This window comes from Cognatundibacterium rivi, from assembly GCF_018139565.1.
Classification (GTDB): Bacteria; Pseudomonadota; Gammaproteobacteria; order Burkholderiales; family Burkholderiaceae_D; genus Undibacterium; species Undibacterium rivi.
The window spans coordinates 119,520-137,352 of record NZ_JAGSPK010000003.1; the positions used below are offsets into that span (position 1 = coordinate 119,520).

Annotated in this window: 12 protein-coding genes and 1 tRNA gene; 5 read left to right on the forward strand and 8 right to left on the reverse strand. The window is 51.5% G+C overall.

The genetic code is table 11. The features are described 5' to 3' along the window. Window positions 1-47 precede the first annotated feature (47 nt). From KDM87_RS09240 to KDM87_RS09250, 3 genes are all read right to left on the reverse strand, one after another. Window positions 48-1,604, reverse strand: a complete 1,557-nt coding sequence (locus tag KDM87_RS09240) for a chemotaxis protein CheW (RefSeq protein WP_212678818.1) — start codon at window positions 1,602-1,604, stop codon at window positions 48-50. Further along, window positions 1,601-3,295 (reverse strand): methyl-accepting chemotaxis protein, encoded by a 1,695-nt coding sequence (locus KDM87_RS09245; RefSeq protein WP_212678819.1) that lies wholly within the window; start codon window positions 3,293-3,295, stop codon window positions 1,601-1,603. Before KDM87_RS09245 ends, KDM87_RS09240 begins: the two co-directional genes overlap by 4 nt. A gap of 362 nt (window positions 3,296-3,657) precedes the next feature. Further along, window positions 3,658-3,732, reverse strand: a tRNA-Arg gene (locus KDM87_RS09250). A gap of 189 nt (window positions 3,733-3,921) precedes the next feature. Between KDM87_RS09250 and KDM87_RS09255 the strand changes: the two genes are divergently transcribed. Both KDM87_RS09255 and KDM87_RS09260 read left to right on the forward strand, forming a co-directional pair. Beyond that, window positions 3,922-5,832 carry an ATP-binding cassette domain-containing protein gene (locus KDM87_RS09255; RefSeq protein WP_212678820.1) on the forward strand — a complete coding sequence of 637 codons (1,911 nt, stop codon included), beginning with the start codon at window positions 3,922-3,924 and terminating at the stop codon, window positions 5,830-5,832. Window positions 5,833-5,902: 70 nt separating this feature from the next. After that, window positions 5,903-6,526 (forward strand): hypothetical protein, encoded by a 624-nt coding sequence (locus tag KDM87_RS09260; protein WP_212678821.1) that lies wholly within the window; start codon window positions 5,903-5,905, stop codon window positions 6,524-6,526. A 239-nt stretch (window positions 6,527-6,765) separates the two neighbouring features. Here the strand turns inward: KDM87_RS09260 and murB are convergent, their stop codons facing one another. After that, the gene (murB, locus tag KDM87_RS09265; RefSeq protein ID WP_212678822.1) at window positions 6,766-7,794 is read right to left on the reverse strand and encodes a UDP-N-acetylmuramate dehydrogenase; all 1,029 of its coding nucleotides are present in this window, start codon (window positions 7,792-7,794) and stop codon (window positions 6,766-6,768) included. 87 nt (window positions 7,795-7,881) lie between these two features. Here murB and KDM87_RS09270 point away from each other — a divergent pair, with 87 nt between their 5' ends. Together KDM87_RS09270 and KDM87_RS09275 are read left to right on the forward strand one after the other, a co-directional pair. Continuing rightward, on the forward strand, window positions 7,882-8,373 hold the full coding sequence (locus KDM87_RS09270; RefSeq protein ID WP_212678823.1) for a YajQ family cyclic di-GMP-binding protein: 492 nt from the start codon (window positions 7,882-7,884) through the stop codon (window positions 8,371-8,373). 87 nt (window positions 8,374-8,460) lie between these two features. Then, window positions 8,461-9,090, forward strand: a complete 630-nt coding sequence (locus KDM87_RS09275) for a retropepsin-like aspartic protease family protein (RefSeq protein WP_212678824.1) — start codon at window positions 8,461-8,463, stop codon at window positions 9,088-9,090. Window positions 9,091-9,122: 32 nt separating this feature from the next. Here the strand turns inward: KDM87_RS09275 and aroG are convergent, their stop codons facing one another. Next, the gene (gene aroG / locus KDM87_RS09280; protein WP_212678825.1) at window positions 9,123-10,190 is read right to left on the reverse strand and encodes a 3-deoxy-7-phosphoheptulonate synthase AroG; all 1,068 of its coding nucleotides are present in this window, start codon (window positions 10,188-10,190) and stop codon (window positions 9,123-9,125) included. 81 nt (window positions 10,191-10,271) lie between these two features. Between aroG and KDM87_RS09285 the strand changes: the two genes are divergently transcribed. Next, complete coding sequence (locus KDM87_RS09285; protein WP_212678826.1) at window positions 10,272-10,427, forward strand: hypothetical protein; 156 nt, start codon at window positions 10,272-10,274, stop codon at window positions 10,425-10,427. A gap of 82 nt (window positions 10,428-10,509) precedes the next feature. Here KDM87_RS09285 and KDM87_RS09290 read toward each other — a convergent pair whose 3' ends face one another. The 3 genes from KDM87_RS09290 to bcsB form a co-directional block, all read right to left on the reverse strand. Further along, window positions 10,510-10,917 (reverse strand): tetratricopeptide repeat protein, encoded by a 408-nt coding sequence (locus KDM87_RS09290; protein ID WP_212678827.1) that lies wholly within the window; start codon window positions 10,915-10,917, stop codon window positions 10,510-10,512. Window positions 10,918-10,932: 15 nt separating this feature from the next. Next, window positions 10,933-15,294, reverse strand: a complete 4,362-nt coding sequence (locus KDM87_RS09295) for a cellulose biosynthesis protein BcsC (protein ID WP_212678828.1) — start codon at window positions 15,292-15,294, stop codon at window positions 10,933-10,935. A 157-nt stretch (window positions 15,295-15,451) separates the two neighbouring features. Then, window positions 15,452-17,830, reverse strand: a complete 2,379-nt coding sequence (bcsB, locus tag KDM87_RS09300; RefSeq protein WP_212678829.1) for a cellulose biosynthesis cyclic di-GMP-binding regulatory protein BcsB — start codon at window positions 17,828-17,830, stop codon at window positions 15,452-15,454. Window positions 17,831-17,833 lie beyond the last annotated feature (3 nt).

Genomic DNA, 17,833 nt, shown 5'->3' on the forward strand with positions numbered 1-17,833 from the left:
TATTTCATGCCGACAATCCGCATGAAATAGCAGATACTCCCCATTTTTCAGTGAGCAGAAGATGTCAGCGCCTGCTGCAACGGCAAATATTCGGCCGAATTCAGAATGCTGTAGCTTTTTTCCTGATCCTGATCGCGGACGGTGATGATGTGCGTGACGCCGCTCTGACGTCGCCCGAATGCTGCAAGTTTGCCGGTTCTGGCGGGTAGCAGGATCAGCAACTGCTCAACCGCAAGCCCGACCAGCGCACCGCCGATACGCGTGATCAGCACGCGGCGTTCCTGGCTATCCGGCGTTGGTGTTTGATTGGTCAGCATACGCAAATCCCACAAGGGTATGGTCTGCTGATTCCAGATAAAGTTACCCAACTGTGCCGGGTTTCCCGCTGTATTTTTATCGAGCTGCAACGGGAAAAGAATGATGGACTCCAGCCAGCGCATGCCGATTGCCCAGGCGTGTCCGCCCAGCACCACCACATGCGCTTGTAACGCCGCATCCTGATCCGCCTGACTCTGTTGATCTGACTGCTGGTTTTGCGGGCCTTGTTCGGCACTCGCGGTTTTCTGGCTCAGCGCACTCAAAGAGCAGGTATTCACCAGCGCTGCCCCATCGACCAGCAACAGACGTTCCTCCGCATTCAGATGCAATACGCCACTTAATACCGCGTTGACAGGTAAACCAGCGCTGGCAGCCGTTTGCGCTGCGCTGGTATCGAGTGGCGTGACCGCACGGGCGGCCCGCACCGGTAAGCCGGCATAACGCCCTTCGCTGCCCAGTATCACCAGCAAATTTTCTTGCGCGGATGCCGTCGTTTTGTGCGCAGGTTCATCCGCTGTTGGCGGTGGTAAGCCTAAAGCCGCCATCGTGCGCAAGACCGGCACATCACGTTCGCGCCAGAGGGTCATACCGAGCCACGCCGGATGTCGTCCAAATATCGTGGTCACGACAGGCATGGAAATCACGGCGGCAACATCGCTGGCGGGAATTGCCAGCACCTGTCCGGCAAGCTCAAACAATGCATGCGGCACTGTGCTGATTGAGGCAGCAGCAGTTGCGGCCAATCCGCTATCGGCTGCTGCGATGGAAGCCGCGAACTCTTCATCCGCTGCGCTCCATACTTGTGACAGCCGGATCAGCGCATCGACATCAAGCAAACCCAGAGCCTGCGACTCTTGTTCGCCAGCGGCAATACTGACGGTGGAGTGAAATAATTCTTCGTCATCCTCTCGCTGAATCACGCGCTGAATCTGACTGCCAGGGACGCGCTGCAAACCTTCAACCTGATCAATCACCACACCGACCAGATGCGCATTCTGGCGCAACAATAATATCTGTCCCGGTAATTCGTCACGCTCATCCGGCCACGGTAACCAGCGCCGCAAATCGAGCAATGGTATGGTCTGCTGCCGATACACAAACACGCCGACAATCGCCTGATCGCGACGTGGCAACAGCGTCAGTTGAGGTGGCTGCCGGATCGCCTGCACCACATCGTTCAGCGGCACAGCAAAACGCAATTCACCAAGCCGGCAGAATGTCATGCTCAGACTGCTGTCGTTGCGACGCGCGCCGTTTAACGCGACCGGTGCGGTGGCGAGGGTCACAGGCGCTCCGTCGATTGATTCAATTCGTTGAGCAAGTTCACGACGTTGCGGGTCGCATCGGCCTGCTCAGTGGTTGCACCGTGAATCGCAGCGATTGATTGCGTGGTGTTATTCATGGAATCGAGAATCCGCGCAAACGAATCACCGACCTGTTCCGACAAACGCCCGCCTTCGTCCACCCGCGTCACGGTTTGCGTGATCAGCTTGGCGATCTCGCGCGCTGCCAACGTCGACTTTTCTGCCAGCTTACGCACCTCGTCAGCCACCACGGAAAAGCCCAGCCCTTGCTCGCCTGCGCGCGCCGCTTCAATCGCCGCATTAAACGCCAGCAAATTGGTCTGACTGGCAATATCAGCAATCGTATTGATAATTTCGTTGATATCGTTTGACGATTTCTGTATCGCCTGTATCGCTTCTTGCGAACGCTTCAGCACACCGCTGCCATCGGCCGCATGTTGCTGGGTTTTCTGCGCCAGATCATTCGAGTGTTCAGAACTTTTGGAAATGCTGTCGATGGATGCTGACAGTTCGTCGAGTATGCGCGTGATCGATTCAACTTTTTCTGAAATCAGGTTTTCCCTATCGACTTGCTCGGTGATATCCACCGCATATTTCACAACCTTATACGGCTTGCCTTCCAGATCAAGAATAGGATTGTAGGTTGCCTGTATCCAGACTTCGGCATCGTGTTTGCCTATCCGTTTATAGCGCCCGCTTTTAAACTGGCCATCTGCCAGATCGGCCCAGAAATGCCGGTATTCCAGTGATTTGACCAGCGCGGCTTCGCAAAACATTTTATGGTGCTGGCCGATGATTTCCTGTTCGGTAAAACCGAAAGTACGTAAAAAATTAGCGTTCGCCGCCAGGATATTGCCCTGCAAATCGAATTCAATCACCGCTTGCGAACGGGAAATCGCATTCTGCTTGCCCTCAGATTCCGCCTGTCTGGTACGCAATTCTGTAATGTCAGTCGCAAACTTCACGATCTTGTATGGCTTACCATCGGGATCGAACACTGGGTTATACGATGCCTGTATCCAGACATCCTTGCCATGCACATCAAGCCGCCGATAAACACCAGCATCAAATTCACCACGCCCGAGGCGTTCCCAGAAATTCAGATATTCAACAGAACGCGCTTCGTCCTGCGTGCAAAAAAGGCGATGATGTTGTCCGGTTATCTGTTCGATGTCGTAGCCAAAAATCTGCAGAAAATTCTGATTCGCCACTAACACTCTGCCATCCAGAGAAAATTCGATCACCGCCTGCGCCCGGTCTATTGCATTGATTTTCCCTTCATCGTTAGCGCGTCGTAATTTTTCTGCGGTGATGTCGGTCGCAAATTTGACGATGCGTGCGGGCTTGCCATCGTCGTCCATAATGGGGTTGTAGGACGCGTGCAACCAGACTGTTTTGCCGTCTTTACCGTAACGATGAAACTCGCCAGTATACGTTTCGCCCTTAGCTAACTTACTCCAGAACTGGCTATATCCTATGCCATTGACATAAGACGGCTCACAAAAAATTTTATGATGCTGGCCGACCACTTCGTCGAGCGTGTAGCCCATCGTTGTAAGAAACAATTCATTCGCGTGCAGGATATTGCCTTGCAGGTCAAATTCGATAATCGCCTGCACACGGTTGAGCGCTTCGATCAAGGCATTCTGGCGGGAGATACTGGACTGGTTCATGACGGTGCTCTTTATGTTTGATACTCAGTGAGGCTGAATCTGCCCACTGCTGTGGAAACGTGAAGGAATGTTTGGCCGACACTCTCGTGCTGAAAGTGCGCATGCGTTGAAAGCTGAAAAAGCTGCAGGGATAACATCGCTAAAATTGACAGATGATTAAAAATCAGCGTTGTATTGTTTTTGTGTATATCGGTGCAATCGCTTGATTCTATAGGATATTCATCTGTAGTAATGCCTGATTGCCAGTAGGAAATAATATTTAACGAATCAGCCACGCATCATGTGTGGTCAAAGCTGACCGCTAATCACAAAACAGAGGGAAAAGTACGTCGATTACGTTGAGGAATGAGATGTGCCAGGACTGGTCCCGCCGACAGGAATCGAACCTGTATCTTACGCTTAGGAGGCATACGTTCTATCCATTGAACTACGGCGAGACACGGTGTGAACAGCGGCAGGCGCGGTTCAGCAAGCCCGCCATCTTACCTGAGCAGCCCCTAACAATCAATCAATGGCACATCAACACTGTGCATCAAGATCGCTAAGCGCCGGGCTGCCTGTCGTACAATACGGGTTTTCTCCAATGTAGTCCGGCATGATCTGCCGTACTGATCTCACAGGTATTTATGGCAGTTATCTCATTAAGCGATGCCCAATTGGCATTCGGACACGTAGCTCTGCTCGATCATGCAGAGTTTTCTCTTGAAACCGGCGAGCGCGTCGGTCTGATCGGCCGTAACGGCACCGGCAAATCTTCTTTGCTGAAAATTATCGCCCGCACTTCAAAAATCGACGATGGTCTGCTGGTGCAGCAACAAGGTCTGAAAATCGCGTATGTGGAACAGGAACCGCAATTTGACCAGAACATCAGCGTGTTTGACGCAGTGGCTTCGGGCCTCGGTGAATTACCGGCGCTGTTGCAGGAATATGAAAGCCTGACCGGCCAATTCGGTGGCGACAATGATGATGCGCTGATGGAGCGCATGCATGACATTCAGGTCAAGCTGGATGCAGCCGATGCCTGGAGTCTCGGCAATAAAGTCGAAACCACGCTGGACAAACTCAATCTCGGCAAAGACGCGATTATGGGCACCTTATCGGGCGGGATGAAAAAGCGCGTGGCGCTGGCCTGTGCGCTAGTCAGTGCACCGGATGTATTGTTGCTCGATGAACCGACCAACCATCTGGATTTCTCTTCGATTCAATGGCTGGAAGGTTTGCTGAAAGATTTCAAAGGCAGTGTGCTGTTCATTACGCATGACCGTAGTTTCCTCGACAATGTGGCAACGCGCATCGTTGAACTCGATCGCGGCAAGCTGACTTCGTATCCCGGCAATTTCACCACCTATCAGACCCGCAAAGCAGAGCAGCTGGAAAATGAAGAAGTCGAAAATGCGAAGTTTGATAAATTTTTGGCGCAGGAAGAAATCTGGATACGCAAGGGCGTGAAAGCGCGCCGCGTGCGCGATGAAGGTCGCGTCAAACGTCTGGAACAATTGCGTCTGGCACGCAGCGCACGACGCGAATTGCAAGGCCAGGTCAAACTCGATGTCACCACCGGCGAGCGTTCCGGCAAGATCGTGGCGGAACTGGAAAACGTCAGCAAATCGTTTGGCGAGAAAGTCATTGTCAAAGATTTTTCCAGCATCATTATGCGTGGCGATAAGATCGGTCTGATCGGTCAGAACGGCGCAGGTAAAACCACCTTGCTGAAACTGATACTCGGGCAGGAAACACCGGATAGCGGCACCATCAAACAAGGCAGTAAATTGCAGATCGCATATTTCGATCAGATGCGCGCGCAGTTAAATGATGAAATGAGTCTGGCTGAAACGATTGCACCGGGTAGTGATTTCGTTGAAATCAACGGCCAGCGCAAGCATGTGATGTCGTATCTGGGCGATTTCCTGTTTGCGCCGGAACGCGCCCGTTCACCGGTCAAATCTTTGTCTGGCGGCGAGCGTAACCGCCTGTTGCTGGCGCGCCTGTTTGCCAAACCAGCGAACGTCTTGGTGCTCGATGAACCGACGAATGATCTGGATATCGACACGCTGGAATTACTCGAAGAATTGCTCGAAGAATATACCGGCACCGTGTTCCTGGTCAGCCATGATCGTACTTTCCTCGACAACGTTGTGACACAGGTGATCGTCTCTGAAGGCGCAGGCCAGTGGCGCGAATATATCGGCGGTTACAGCGACTGGGAACGTTACAGCAATTCCGTCGCTAAATCTGCAGTGAAAGCAGATAACAAGCCAGCCGCGAATGCTGCCAATTCTGCAGCAACGGCGACGGCCACTGCAAAAGCAAAAAAACTCAGCTACAAAGAGCAACGCGAGCTGGAAGAATTGCCTAAGCTGATCGCGCAACTGGAAGCAGAACAAGCTGCGATTACCGCGAAACTCGCTGATGCTGATTTGTATAAAAATGGCCCGGATGAAGCGAATAAATTGAATGCGCGCTTTGCCGACATCGACGAGGAATTGCTGACCGCGCTGGATAAATGGGAAACCATCGAAGCCAGAAGCAAAGGCTGAATCCAACCGCAGTAAAACAAAGAGAGGTGCACAGATGGCACCTCTCTGCATTTGGACGACAGGAGTCACTATGAAGACGCGACGCGAAATATTCTCAACATCCACAGCTCTCGGCAGCTTGCTGCTGGTTCTCAGTATGGCGACGGGTGCGCAGGCGCAAACCCTGTATCGCTGCGGAAATTCGTATCAGGACAAGCCCTGCGACAAAGGCCAGAAAGAGCAGATCTTAGGCAAGCTCGCGGCCACGGACAATGCGAACAAACCGGTGGTCGATGCATCGTGCCGTTTGCGTGGTGAAGACGCTAAAAAAATTATCTGGATGCGTGAAGCCGGTGCAACGCAGGAACGTGTTTTGTCCGAAGCCGGCACCGAAGAGCGCAAGAAACTGATCAATGAAATTTACGCGCAACGTGGCAATGCTGCGGATGTGCGGGCAGCGGTTGAAAAAGAATGCATGGATGAAAAACAGCGTGCAATGAATGCCGCAAGGCCTGCAGCGCCAGCCACGCCAGCGTCTGCCTCTGCACCGGCTGCCAACGAAAAAGCCGCATCGGCAAGTGCACCCGACAATGGCGAAGCAGCGCGTAAAAAAGCGATGTGCGATAAGGTGCGTGAAGCACTGACCAGCCTGCGTCAGGGCGGTAATGCTGGCAATGCGGACAAGGATTTAAAAGGCATGGGTTGCGATCGCTGACCCGTGTTTGAAACGCATGGCTGTGCTGCCAGCATGGCTGACATTTTTACGATAGTGCCCAATACGGCCAAAGACGTGCCAAAAGACCTTAAATATACTCCCCCCAGTATATTTTGAAGCCCTTTATTTATGCTGAGATAAAGGCGATTTCATTAAAAAAGAGGGGGAGTATCTGTCTTGACAGAAAAAAACGACGCATATGTCAGAGCGCCGGCCAACGCGACCGGCAGAGAAATAAATCAGACAAACACCGGTTCAACTTCCAGCGTGACCGCAAACTTCGCCAGCACATCAGCCTGCACCGCCTGCGCCAGCGCGCGCACTTCTGCGCCACTCGCGCCGCCGCGATTCACCAGCACCAGCGCCTGTTTTTCATAAACACCGGCACGTCCCAGATTTTTTCCTTTCCAGCCGCAACGCTCGATCAGCCAGCCTGCCGCCAGTTTGTACTCGCCGGATGCCTGCGGATAACTGACCAGATCGGGATAGTTCAGCAACAGCGCATCACGTTCCGCCGCACTGACCAGCGGATTTTTGAAAAAACTACCGGCATTACCGATCACCTGCGGATCAGGTAACTTCGCCTGACGTATCGCGATAATCGCATCGCTGACTGCGCGTGGCGAAGGTGCGCTGATCGCTTGCAGTTGCAAATATCTGGCGACATCGGCATAAGCGATTTTAGGCTGCCATTGTTTAGGCAAAGCAAACTGCACGCTGGTAATTGCCACGCGGTCTTTCAACGCATGTTTGAAAATACTGTCGCGATAGGCAAACTGACACGCCGCCTTATCCAGCACCCGCATCTCGCCGCTTGCAAAATCAAACGCTTCGAGTTGAAACAAGGCGTCTTGCACTTCCATGCCATACGCGCCGATATTCTGTATCGGCGCGGCGCCAACGGTACCGGGAATCAGGGACAAATTTTCCAGTCCGCCCAGCCCCAGCGCCAGCGTCCATTGCACGAACGCATGCCAGTTTTCACCGGCCTGCGCCTGCACATAAACAAATTCCGCATCTTCACCAACGATGGATTTGCCGAGTAAATCCATCTTCAGGACCAGCGCATCGACCTGATCTGACAACACCAGATTGCTGCCGCCACCCAAGATCAGACGTGGCATGGCAGCGAGTGCAGGATCGGCACGCAGCGCGCGCAACTGATCGACGTCGGTAATGGATAAGAAGTAATTCGCCTGCGCCGCAATGCCAAAAGTATTGTACGGTTGCAGCGAAACGTCGCGGGAAAAAGAAAGATTCGTCGTCATAGGGTGCAAATTATAGCTGCTGCGCTTTGTGACAGCCGCGCATTTGATAAAATGGCGCACGTTTATTTATTTCACCAAGGAAGCACTATGCCCTCATTTGATACCGTCTCTGAAGCAAACATGGAAGAAGTGAAGAATGCGGTCACGCAATCGAACAAAGTTGTCACCAATCGCTTCGACATGAAAGGCACCAGCGCTAAAATCGAACTCAAAGAAAAAGAGCGCGAAGTCGTGATTTTTGGCGATACAGAATTCCATCTGGATCAGATCATTACCGAGCTGACACAAACCATGGGGAAACGTAAAGTTGACGTGCGCTTCCTCGATTTCGGCAAAGTCGAAAAAATCAGTGGCGACAAAGTCAAACAAGTCATCAAGGTCAAAAATGGCATTGAGACTGAAGATGCGAAGAAAATCGTCAAAGTGCTGAAAGACAGCAAAATGAAAGTGCAAGCTAGCATACAAGGCGATGCCGTGCGCGTTCAGGGTGCCAAGCGTGATGATCTGCAGGCGGCGATGGCTTTACTGCGCAAGGAAATCAAAGATCTGCCGCTGGAATTTAATAATTTCCGCGACTGATTGCTGATGGACATATCGCGCCGTTTGGTGCGATATGCTGCGCTCCCCGCTTCATTCCGCATGCCGTACTTCATACCGAAAGTCACCATGAAACGCTTTGCCCTGCTGCCACTTTTCCTGTATTCACTGTCATCATTCGCAACGGATGTCGGCGTAGTCGGTTTATTTCCGGGCAAGGCGATACTGGTGATCGATGGCGCACCGCCTAAGACTTATGCGGTAGGCAGCGCGCTGAGCAGCGACACCAAACTGGTTGATGCAGATAGGGAATCCGCCACCATCGTCAGCAACGGCAAACGCTACGTGTTGGTGATGGGACAAACTGTTCACCGCTCTGCCGCCAGCAGCGGTAACAGCGTGGTGCTGAAAGCCGGCGACCGCGGACATTTTATGGCACCGGCGATGATCAACGGCGTCGGTGTGAATATGATGGTCGATACCGGTGCCAGCCTGATCGCCCTGCCCGCAGCCGATGCGACGCGCATCGGTCTGAATTACAAAGCTGGCCGCATGGGCCGCGCCAATACCGCTGGTGGCGTCGTCAATACGTATCTGATCAAGCTCGACACCATCAAGATCGGTGATATCGAATTACATCAGGTGGATGCTTCGGTCATCGAAGCAGGCCTGACGATGCCTTTGCTGGGTATGTCGTTTCTGAACCGCATGGAAATGCGGCGTGAAGGCGATCAGATGACCCTGAGCAAACGTTTCTGATCAGGGTCACAGACACCAATAAGGCAGCACACTTACGCTGGTTGCGCCTCAACGACGCGACGCTGTTTGACCGCCGCTGCCAGACCTTCTAACACCTTGACGCTGGAATCCCAGTCGATACAACCATCGGTCACAGACTGACCATACACCAGCTCCTGTCCCGGCACCAGATCCTGACGTCCGGCCACCAGATGTGACTCAACCATCACCCCAACAATACGCGTGTCACCAGCAGCAACCTGAGCGCCGATATCGGCACAGACCGGAATCTGGTTCGCCGGATTTTTCGAGCTGTTAGCATGGGACGCATCGATCATCAGGCGCGCCGCCAGACCGGCTTTCGCGATATCTTTGCAGGCCGCATCGACACTCGCCGCATCGTAATTCGGTGTTTTTCCGCCGCGCAGAATAATGTGGCAATCTTCGTTACCGTTGGTCGAAACAATCGCTGAATGGCCGCCTTTAGTCACTGATAAAAAATGATGTGACTGCGATGATGCCTTGATCGCATCGACCGCAATTTTGACGTTGCCATCAGTGCCATTCTTAAAGCCGACAGGGCAAGACAAACCTGATGCCAGCTCGCGGTGAACCTGCGATTCTGTGGTGCGGGCACCGATCGCGCCCCAGCTGATCAGGTCAGCAATGTACTGCGGGCTGATTACATCGAGAAATTCTGTCCCCGCTGGCAAGCCGAGTTCATTGATGTTCAGCAGCAATTCACGCGCAATACGCAGGCCATCGTTGATGCGGAAGCTGTTATCCATGTAGGGATCGTTAATCAGACCTTTCCAGCCAACGGTGGTACGCGGTTTTTCGAAATACACGCGCATGACGATTTCTAACTCACCGGCAAAACGTGTGCGCTGTTCCGCCAGGCGACGTGCATATTCCATCGCGGCTTTGGTATCGTGAATCGAACAAGGACCAATCACCACCATCAGGCGATCATCTTTACCATGCAGAATATCGTGCAAGGCGGTGCGTGCGTGTGCAGCGGTTTCAGATGCTTTGGCAGAACAGGCAAATTCACGGATCAAATGTGAAGGTGGGACCAGTTCTTTCATTTCGCGTATGCGTAAATCGTCGGTACGGTGCATGTTCTCTCCTGTGTCTTTCAAATATAAATAAGTGCAAATGGCTGAATTCGTGGGCTAAATTCGTGGCAAAAAAAAACCGCCATGACTGGCGGTTTTTTCAGAAATCTGGTTGAGCTTTTTTTCTTTGTGCGCTTACCTTCTTCCGACCGCCTGTGGCTTGGAATAGCTAAAGTAAAAAAAGAAAAAGAAGTGCGCAAGTTTCATAAATTAGGCGTTTATCTTAAATCGCTATATTAAATTTTGATAAAACTTAAAAAGTTCGGGATTGATATTGCATCAAAAATCAGCAATTGGCAAGCCCAATCCCGCCAATTCGTATTTATTTTTTCCAAAGCGCTGGTGGTTCCGGCGGAATATCGCCATCCGGATACACATTCATGATGGGTTTGCTCTGCTCTTTCAATTTCACTTGTGGTACGTTGCGCGCCATCCATTGCCGCATGCTGGTCAGGTTGGTCGCAATATCACGACGCTCGGGATTAAGCCGGACGGCGCGCTCCAGCAAATTCAGTGCGTTTTCATAATCGCCCTGCGCTGCCAGCGATACCGCCTGATTATTTAACGCAGATGCATCAAATGGATTTACTTTCGCTGCTTCAGCAAATTTTTTACTCGCCGCAGCTGCGTCCCCTTCAGCCAGATGTACCCGTCCTTCTGACTGTAAATCCGCAGCACTTACCACGGTTGTTAACAGCAGCGCTGCCGATGTGACGATCAGTGTCTTCATGATAGTTTTCATCGGTCAATTTCCCAAATAGTAAGGCTTAGGCGCAATCGGCGGGAACGCAACCTGACCCCGCCGCGGCTCGAACGTGTAACGGATATACAGCATGCCGCTGGCATCGGTAAAGTCACCCGAGTTATCGGCAGAGAATCTGCCGCCCAACGTGAAATGCGGTGACAGCAAATACTCTAAGGCGCCGGAAATTTTATACTGCAATCCGGTATGCGACTGCCCCGCATAGCTGCTGGCAATATTCAACGCAGGATTCGCCGCTGCAAATAACTCAAGCTCGGTCTGATCCGCGCTGATCAAAGGGTAATACGGTGTCGCATCTTCACGGAAATGCTGAACACCGACCGATGCACCAGCCTGATACGACAATTTGCCATAACGTCCGCTGATCTCCAGCGGCACATTCAGCGCGATATATGATTGCGGGCTGAAATAGCCACCGTGACCGTAAGTGAAATAACGCAGATTCTTTTTATAGAAACTTGAATTTAAACCCAGCCCGGTCGTGACTGTGGTGTCTTTGGTGCGGTAAGCCCGCCAGTAAATGCCGGCACCCGCATCAACCTGCGTGTTTTTGACGACGTTTTTACCATTGATGCCATACACGCCGAGAGCACCGTAAACACCGCCGTCCTCGCCATCGTAAGATGTATCCAGACGTAAGCCATTTCTGGTAACGCCGCCCCAGTTCAGTCCGTACAGGCTGTCTTTTGCTCCCGCATACGACAGATAACTATCCGTCACAGAACGACGGGACACTTCTGCACTGAAATTGAGACCGTCCGACTGCGTGCTCCAGCGAAGTCCACCAACAACATTCTGGATAGGAAAGTTCAGTGGACTGGAACCGACATCAAGCTTCACACCTGCCAACTCATAACTCAGATTCAGCGCCACACCTTTCGCCACTTGCTCGATGGAAGAAGCATCCGATAAGCCACGTGTTCTGGCTTGAGTTGAAAAAGCGACTTTGGCGAATTTTGCCTGTTCATTGAGTATAGTATTGCGCCCGAACTGACCTGCGACATTCGCATCATTCAGTTGCAAAGTTCCGGCATCAATCACGACAGGAATCACCTTCAAGCCAAACTGGCCGTAACCCAATGTCGTGATATGCGCTTCTATCGGTGTTTCCAGATCTTTTAACTGAGATAAACCGCTTTGACCACTGCGTGCTCTGGCAGAAAACCCGGCGGTGACTTCAGAACGATTAAGCTCATTGAGTGCATCAATCTCTTTGATCAGTGCAGCCTCTTCGGCGCTGACAGGCGCCGTTGACGCGGCTGAATCTGTTTTGCGCCCGGTGACTGATGAAAACGGTGAGGCTTTTTTTACATCAGCGCCGCTGACTGCATTTCCAGCCACAGGCTTCGCTACTGGCAAAGGGTTGCTGCGTATCACCGCAGAGCTTTGTGATACTGGTGGCACAGCAGGCACGCTGAGTAATGCTGGTGCGTTAACTGATTTGTTGCTGACATTGCCAGCAACAGCGACGCCAGTTGAGTTACTGACGGCTGCCGGTACAACTATCGTATTTGTTGTACCTGATGTACTTGTCGCGCCGGGTGCAGATCCATTCGCAACAAGCGGTGTTGCTGAGACCGGCGTGACTACTGCGGACGTTGTGCTTGCAGGCTTCGCCGCGGCAGCATATTGCGGCGCAAGCTGTGGCACCTCTTTTAATACTGGTGGTGTGCGCGTCGCTGCCGCAGTCACTAACGCCGCTGGTGCGGCGACTTGCGTCACCGCGGCAACAGGATCCTCCTTACGTTCAGCAAAAGGATTGACTTTGAAATTGTTGAGGTTGTTAGCAACCGAACCCGGTGTGACCAGGCGCAAACCGTCGACACCAGCGCCGGACAATGGTCGCTGCGCCTGCTCCAGTGCCAGGGCTTTTTTGAAGTAACCCAGCGCCTTGCTATTGTGTCCCTGCGCGCGCGCAACATTACCCGCCAGCGCAATAAAGCGTGGATTCTCCGGCTGCATGCGCATTAACTTCTCAAGATAATTTTCGGCACCGCTGAAATCTTTGATTTGTATCGCCGCAAAGACCAGGCCTTGTAATACCTCGGGATTATCCGGATCGGTTTCCAGTACTTTGGTATACAACTCTTTTGCCGGTTCGCTATCACCGGCGGACGAATAAATACGCGCCAGGGTCAGCAGCAATAAATTATCGTCCGGCGTCTCGATCAGATAAGGCTGGATATAAGCGTAAGCCGCCGCGTAGTCTTTCGCCTCTCTGGCACGCTCGGAGTAACGCATGGACAAAGCCTTTTGCAATTGCTTGAAGGATTTTACTTCGTCCTCCTGCAATTTCGGCATCGCGGCGACCTTACGCATCACGGCGTCCAGCTCAGCTTCCTGATTCGCCTGCATCAAGGTGCTGGCGTATTGCAGCAAAAGGCTGGCAGACGGTTGCTGCGTATTTTGCACTGCCTGCCGTATCATGGCAAAACCGCGTTCGGTATCGCCTAACTTGATGTACAAGGCTGCAAGGGTGCCAATATACTCACTATCCGTTCCTGCAGCCGCTTCAATCTCTGCTAGGATGCCCCTGACCTGATCGACGTAGCCACGTTTGTTCAAAAGATCAATCCGGTCAAGCTGGACGCGTATCCACAATTGCTTTTGCAGAGCAAACATTTCCGGCTTGCGCGCATTGGCAGGAATGCGCTCCAGTGTTTGCAAACCTTCCCACCACAGTTGCTGCATCTGACTGAGCAAGGCACTGACGTAGAGCGCCTCTGCATCGGGTTTTTCAACATTCGTCAGCGCATCTAACAATGCCTGCGCCTGCGGTGCCATATCCCGTTTCAGATAAATTTTGGCCAGCGACATTCTTAACCAGGCATCGTCCGGCTTGATCAGTACCGCGTCTTCCAACACCCTTTGTGCACCAACGATGTCGCCCGCGGCTTCAAGTTGTTTTGCCTGCGCCGCCATTTGCTCCGACTTCAGATTCGCGACGATCGCCAGATGACGAGGCAATAAATATTCACCCAGCGCCTCCAGATCACTAAGCCGTTTTTGTAAAACATAGATGCCGATCAGGCCATCGAGCGCGCGCATTTCTTTTTTATCTGCATTAAAAACACGTTTAAAGTTTTCTTCTGCGCCTGCCATATCGTTTTCAGCCTGCAACGCGTCGGCGAGTTGTAAAAGCCCGGATGGTTCAGTGCCGTTGATCTCAACCGCTTTACGCAATAAAGCAATGCCTTTTACGCTGTCAGCATCTTCAAAAGCGGTGCGTGCATCTTCGATCAGCGCCCAGTAATTGGCACCGTCAAATGCCTGCTTCCAATTCGATTTCGCTTTTGCGGATGAAAAATCTAAGGCTTTTTGCAGGAATTTACGTGCCTCAATAAATTCTTCCTGTCGCATTTTGACCAGCCCCATGCCACCATAACCAACAGGATCTTTAGGATGAGACTTGATCAGTGACTGGAATTCTTTCTCTGCAGTCGGCACATCATTGGCATCCAGTGCCTTAAAGCCGAGTGCAGATCCTTTTGCTAACGGGCTTTCGGGTTTTGGCTTACTGACGGGACGGCGCTCTTCCGGCACCTCATTCCTGACCGGACGATTCACGCTCGCGAGTTTGTCTTGTATGGTTTTATCCTGCGGATGTTTTTCCAGATAATTTCTGAAATACTTACTGTTGCTGCTTTGCAGCCCCATCCAGGTCAAAGCCTGACGCCATGCCTCTTCCGCCTGTCTGGATACGTCAGCTTTACTGGTCAGACTTTCCAGTAAGGCGATTCCTTCTGGTCTGCTGGCATCGCGGTAAGTCAGTACCTGCGCGTAAGCCAACGCATATTTATGATTGGAGGGATTTTCTTTCGCCAGCTTTTCAAGGCCGCGTTTTGCCTCGGCATAACCAGATTTAGTACCGGCCAGCACCTGATAATATTCAAGTGCCGCATCGCCTTTCAGGCGGGATGCATCACCGATCATACGATAACTGTCGGCTGCGGCTTCGGTATCGCCTTGTTGCGCCAGTCGTCTGGCATTTTCAAGCTGAGACTTCCCCCCGGCAGTACCGAGACTGAGCGCTTTTTCTACCAAACGAATTTGCGCACTGCCTGCTTTGATCTCTCTCAGCTTATCAAGGTGATTTTTCGCTAAATCCGCATTGCCGCTGTGAGCGTCGAAGATACCCAGTGCAACCAATGCCTCGATATTATTCGCATCGACTTTCAGTACCTTGCGCCAGGCATCGGCTGCATTATCGTCACGACCGCGCTGCTCCCAAAAATGTGCCTGTTCCACTAATTTCTGGGTCAGAGGAGAGTTTGCAAAAGCAGTGCTGCATTCCACACACATCGCTAAAAGCGCCAACGCCATCGCTTTTCTTTTGAAAACCATTACCATCCCCTATTCAACACTTTAATGAAGCGATCTCTACCTCAATTGGAGATTTTGAAATCTGCTTTAAAACTGGCATTAAATTATAAACAGGCAGACCACAATGATGTGGTCTGCCTGTGTAAATTTACTCTTTTATTCAGTTATTTTTGATGCATCAATGTTGATCTTTGGGCTCATTCGCTTTCAAGCGCTGGGCTGCCTTTTTACGTAAATAGCGGAACAGTAAAGCGGCGGCAATCAATGACGCTAACATCAGGAAAGCAATCAGCAAAACAGGTTTCGTTGACAGATTCCACTTCAGCCAGGTCCATAAAGGCAGATGACCGGAATAATAGGTATTACCGATCAATGCATTGATGACCTTATCACCTTTAATCAACACCAGATCGCCCTGGAATTGGCTGCGAAGATCAGCTTTGTTCAAACCATCTGTCACATCCAGTAAGCCGCGGGGGCTGCCCGAAGTCACAACGACAACGCTGTGACCGGCAGACAGTGGCGATTCAAACTGCATGACGGTGCCAAATGCACTTCCGGTACTGGCTAACATTTCGCCGGATTTACGCTCCAGCTCATCCAGATCTTTACCAGCCCAACGCGCTAGAACACGTAAAAATCCGGTCGGCAATTGCAAACGATTCCCTGTTTCATCAATGGTCAGTGGCATATATTTCGACCATTGTTTCAGAAGCGGCTGGTTACCGTTAGTCGCAATCACGAGCAAATCTTTATTGCTGTGTTTTTCGACATCGCTACCGTAGATCACAGTATTGTTGGTGACCGGATAGCCGGTTGATTCTCCCATGCGTCCCATCAGATTGAAAAAGACTTCCAGCTCCTGATTACTGGCACGCTCAGGAAGAATGACTGCCGTTTCAGATAAGTCTGCCAATTTGGTAAAGGGAAACCCGGCATTCGCAATGTAGGCGAGGTTGGGGTAAGTCGCGTAATGCGGCATGTGTGAAAAATCGATGGTCGAATCTGGGTCAATCGTGGAGCGCACGTTATCCAGATACACATCTTTACAAGCGCCTTGCTTAGGATAGTCGTAGAAGAAGTGAAATTGCAGCTGATTTTCAGCACCGATTCGGAATGTCGGTACTTGGATTTCCTCCTGAGCGTAACGCAGGCCCGACTTAAAGAAAAGCATCACAGATTCTTTGATCTTGCCTTTTTCCGGTTCTGCACCAGACAAAGACAATGCGCGGACAAAACCATCGTTAATACCGATATTTAACGTTGACTTGTCTATCGTTGGTCTGGGCGTGAAGCGATAACGCAGATCCATAGGAACGCCCTCGGTCTGCCAGGTGAACAAATCAGGTGCCACCCGCATGTTAATCCGGATCAGATCGGGCGTCAGGCCATTCACCTGCAAACTTTGCAGCGGAGTCAGTTCGCCGAATTTAACCGGCCGCGAAGTTGGCAGCCATTTAGGGGCATCATAGGCTTTACGCAGCGCTGGCTCTTTAAAGTTACGGATAATCGCTGTCTGTCCCGCCAATGCCGTTTGTCCCAGTGTCAACGCTTGCGTCGCAATTTTCAGCTCTGCATTGTCACGCCCTAAAACTAACAACAACTTTGTTTTCGGGTTTTGCGGATTTGGTACCACCATCAAGGTCGGACCATTAATCACAGGTAATTGCACACCGGCGGGGGCTTCTTTCGTCGTTGCGAATACGATCGCATGCGATTTAGGCATGCCGTCAGCGACCGGAAAACGAGCACCGCGATAGGACGCCAACTGACCGAACCAGGAAGCAACAACACCCGCATTGCGCAACAGTTCCAATGATGCGCCATTGGGCAACACAAACGGCAACTCCAGCAATTTGGAGTCACGCTTGTCAAAAAATGGCCCAGGCAGCAGCGCCAGATCATTCGCCAGATCGATTGTGCTGACGGTCAGTTCCAATTGTGTCGTATTACTGATTTTTGCCCACAAGCTGGAATGATAGGGATCTTCACATTCTCTGGTGTAATGCCCTATCAGTTTGAAACTGAGCTGATTAAAATCCGCAAAAAATCGCGGATCGATATTGTCTTCGCGGACGATACCCTTAGGATTATCTTTAGGCAGAGGTACAACGCTGACCAGCTCATTGTTAACCGAAACTTTGATATGCGACAAATCCGGCAACAGCGCTGGCGAATACGCAATGCCATAACGTATTTTTGCAGAGGTAATCACTTCGTCACTGCGGACGGTGAAAGGAAATGTACGCTCACCTTCAACGCCACGCAATTCGATATTCGAGCCCTGCCCCATCTGCTTGAGGCTGATGGTATACACTTTCTGGCCAGGAACCGGTGTTGAGGCACCGACAGCAACGTCGCTTGCCGATGTTTTTTCCGATTCTTCCGTTTGCGTTTCAGCAGATTTTGCGCGCTTCGATTTCGCAAAAACGTCATCATGCGCAATCACACTCATACCAAATGCAATTGCCAGGGCAAGCGTGGTTTTGACAGTTTTTTTCCAAGGCAATGTTGATTTCATGTTTTTCACAATGTTCGCTTCAGTAAGTGTATTCATGTG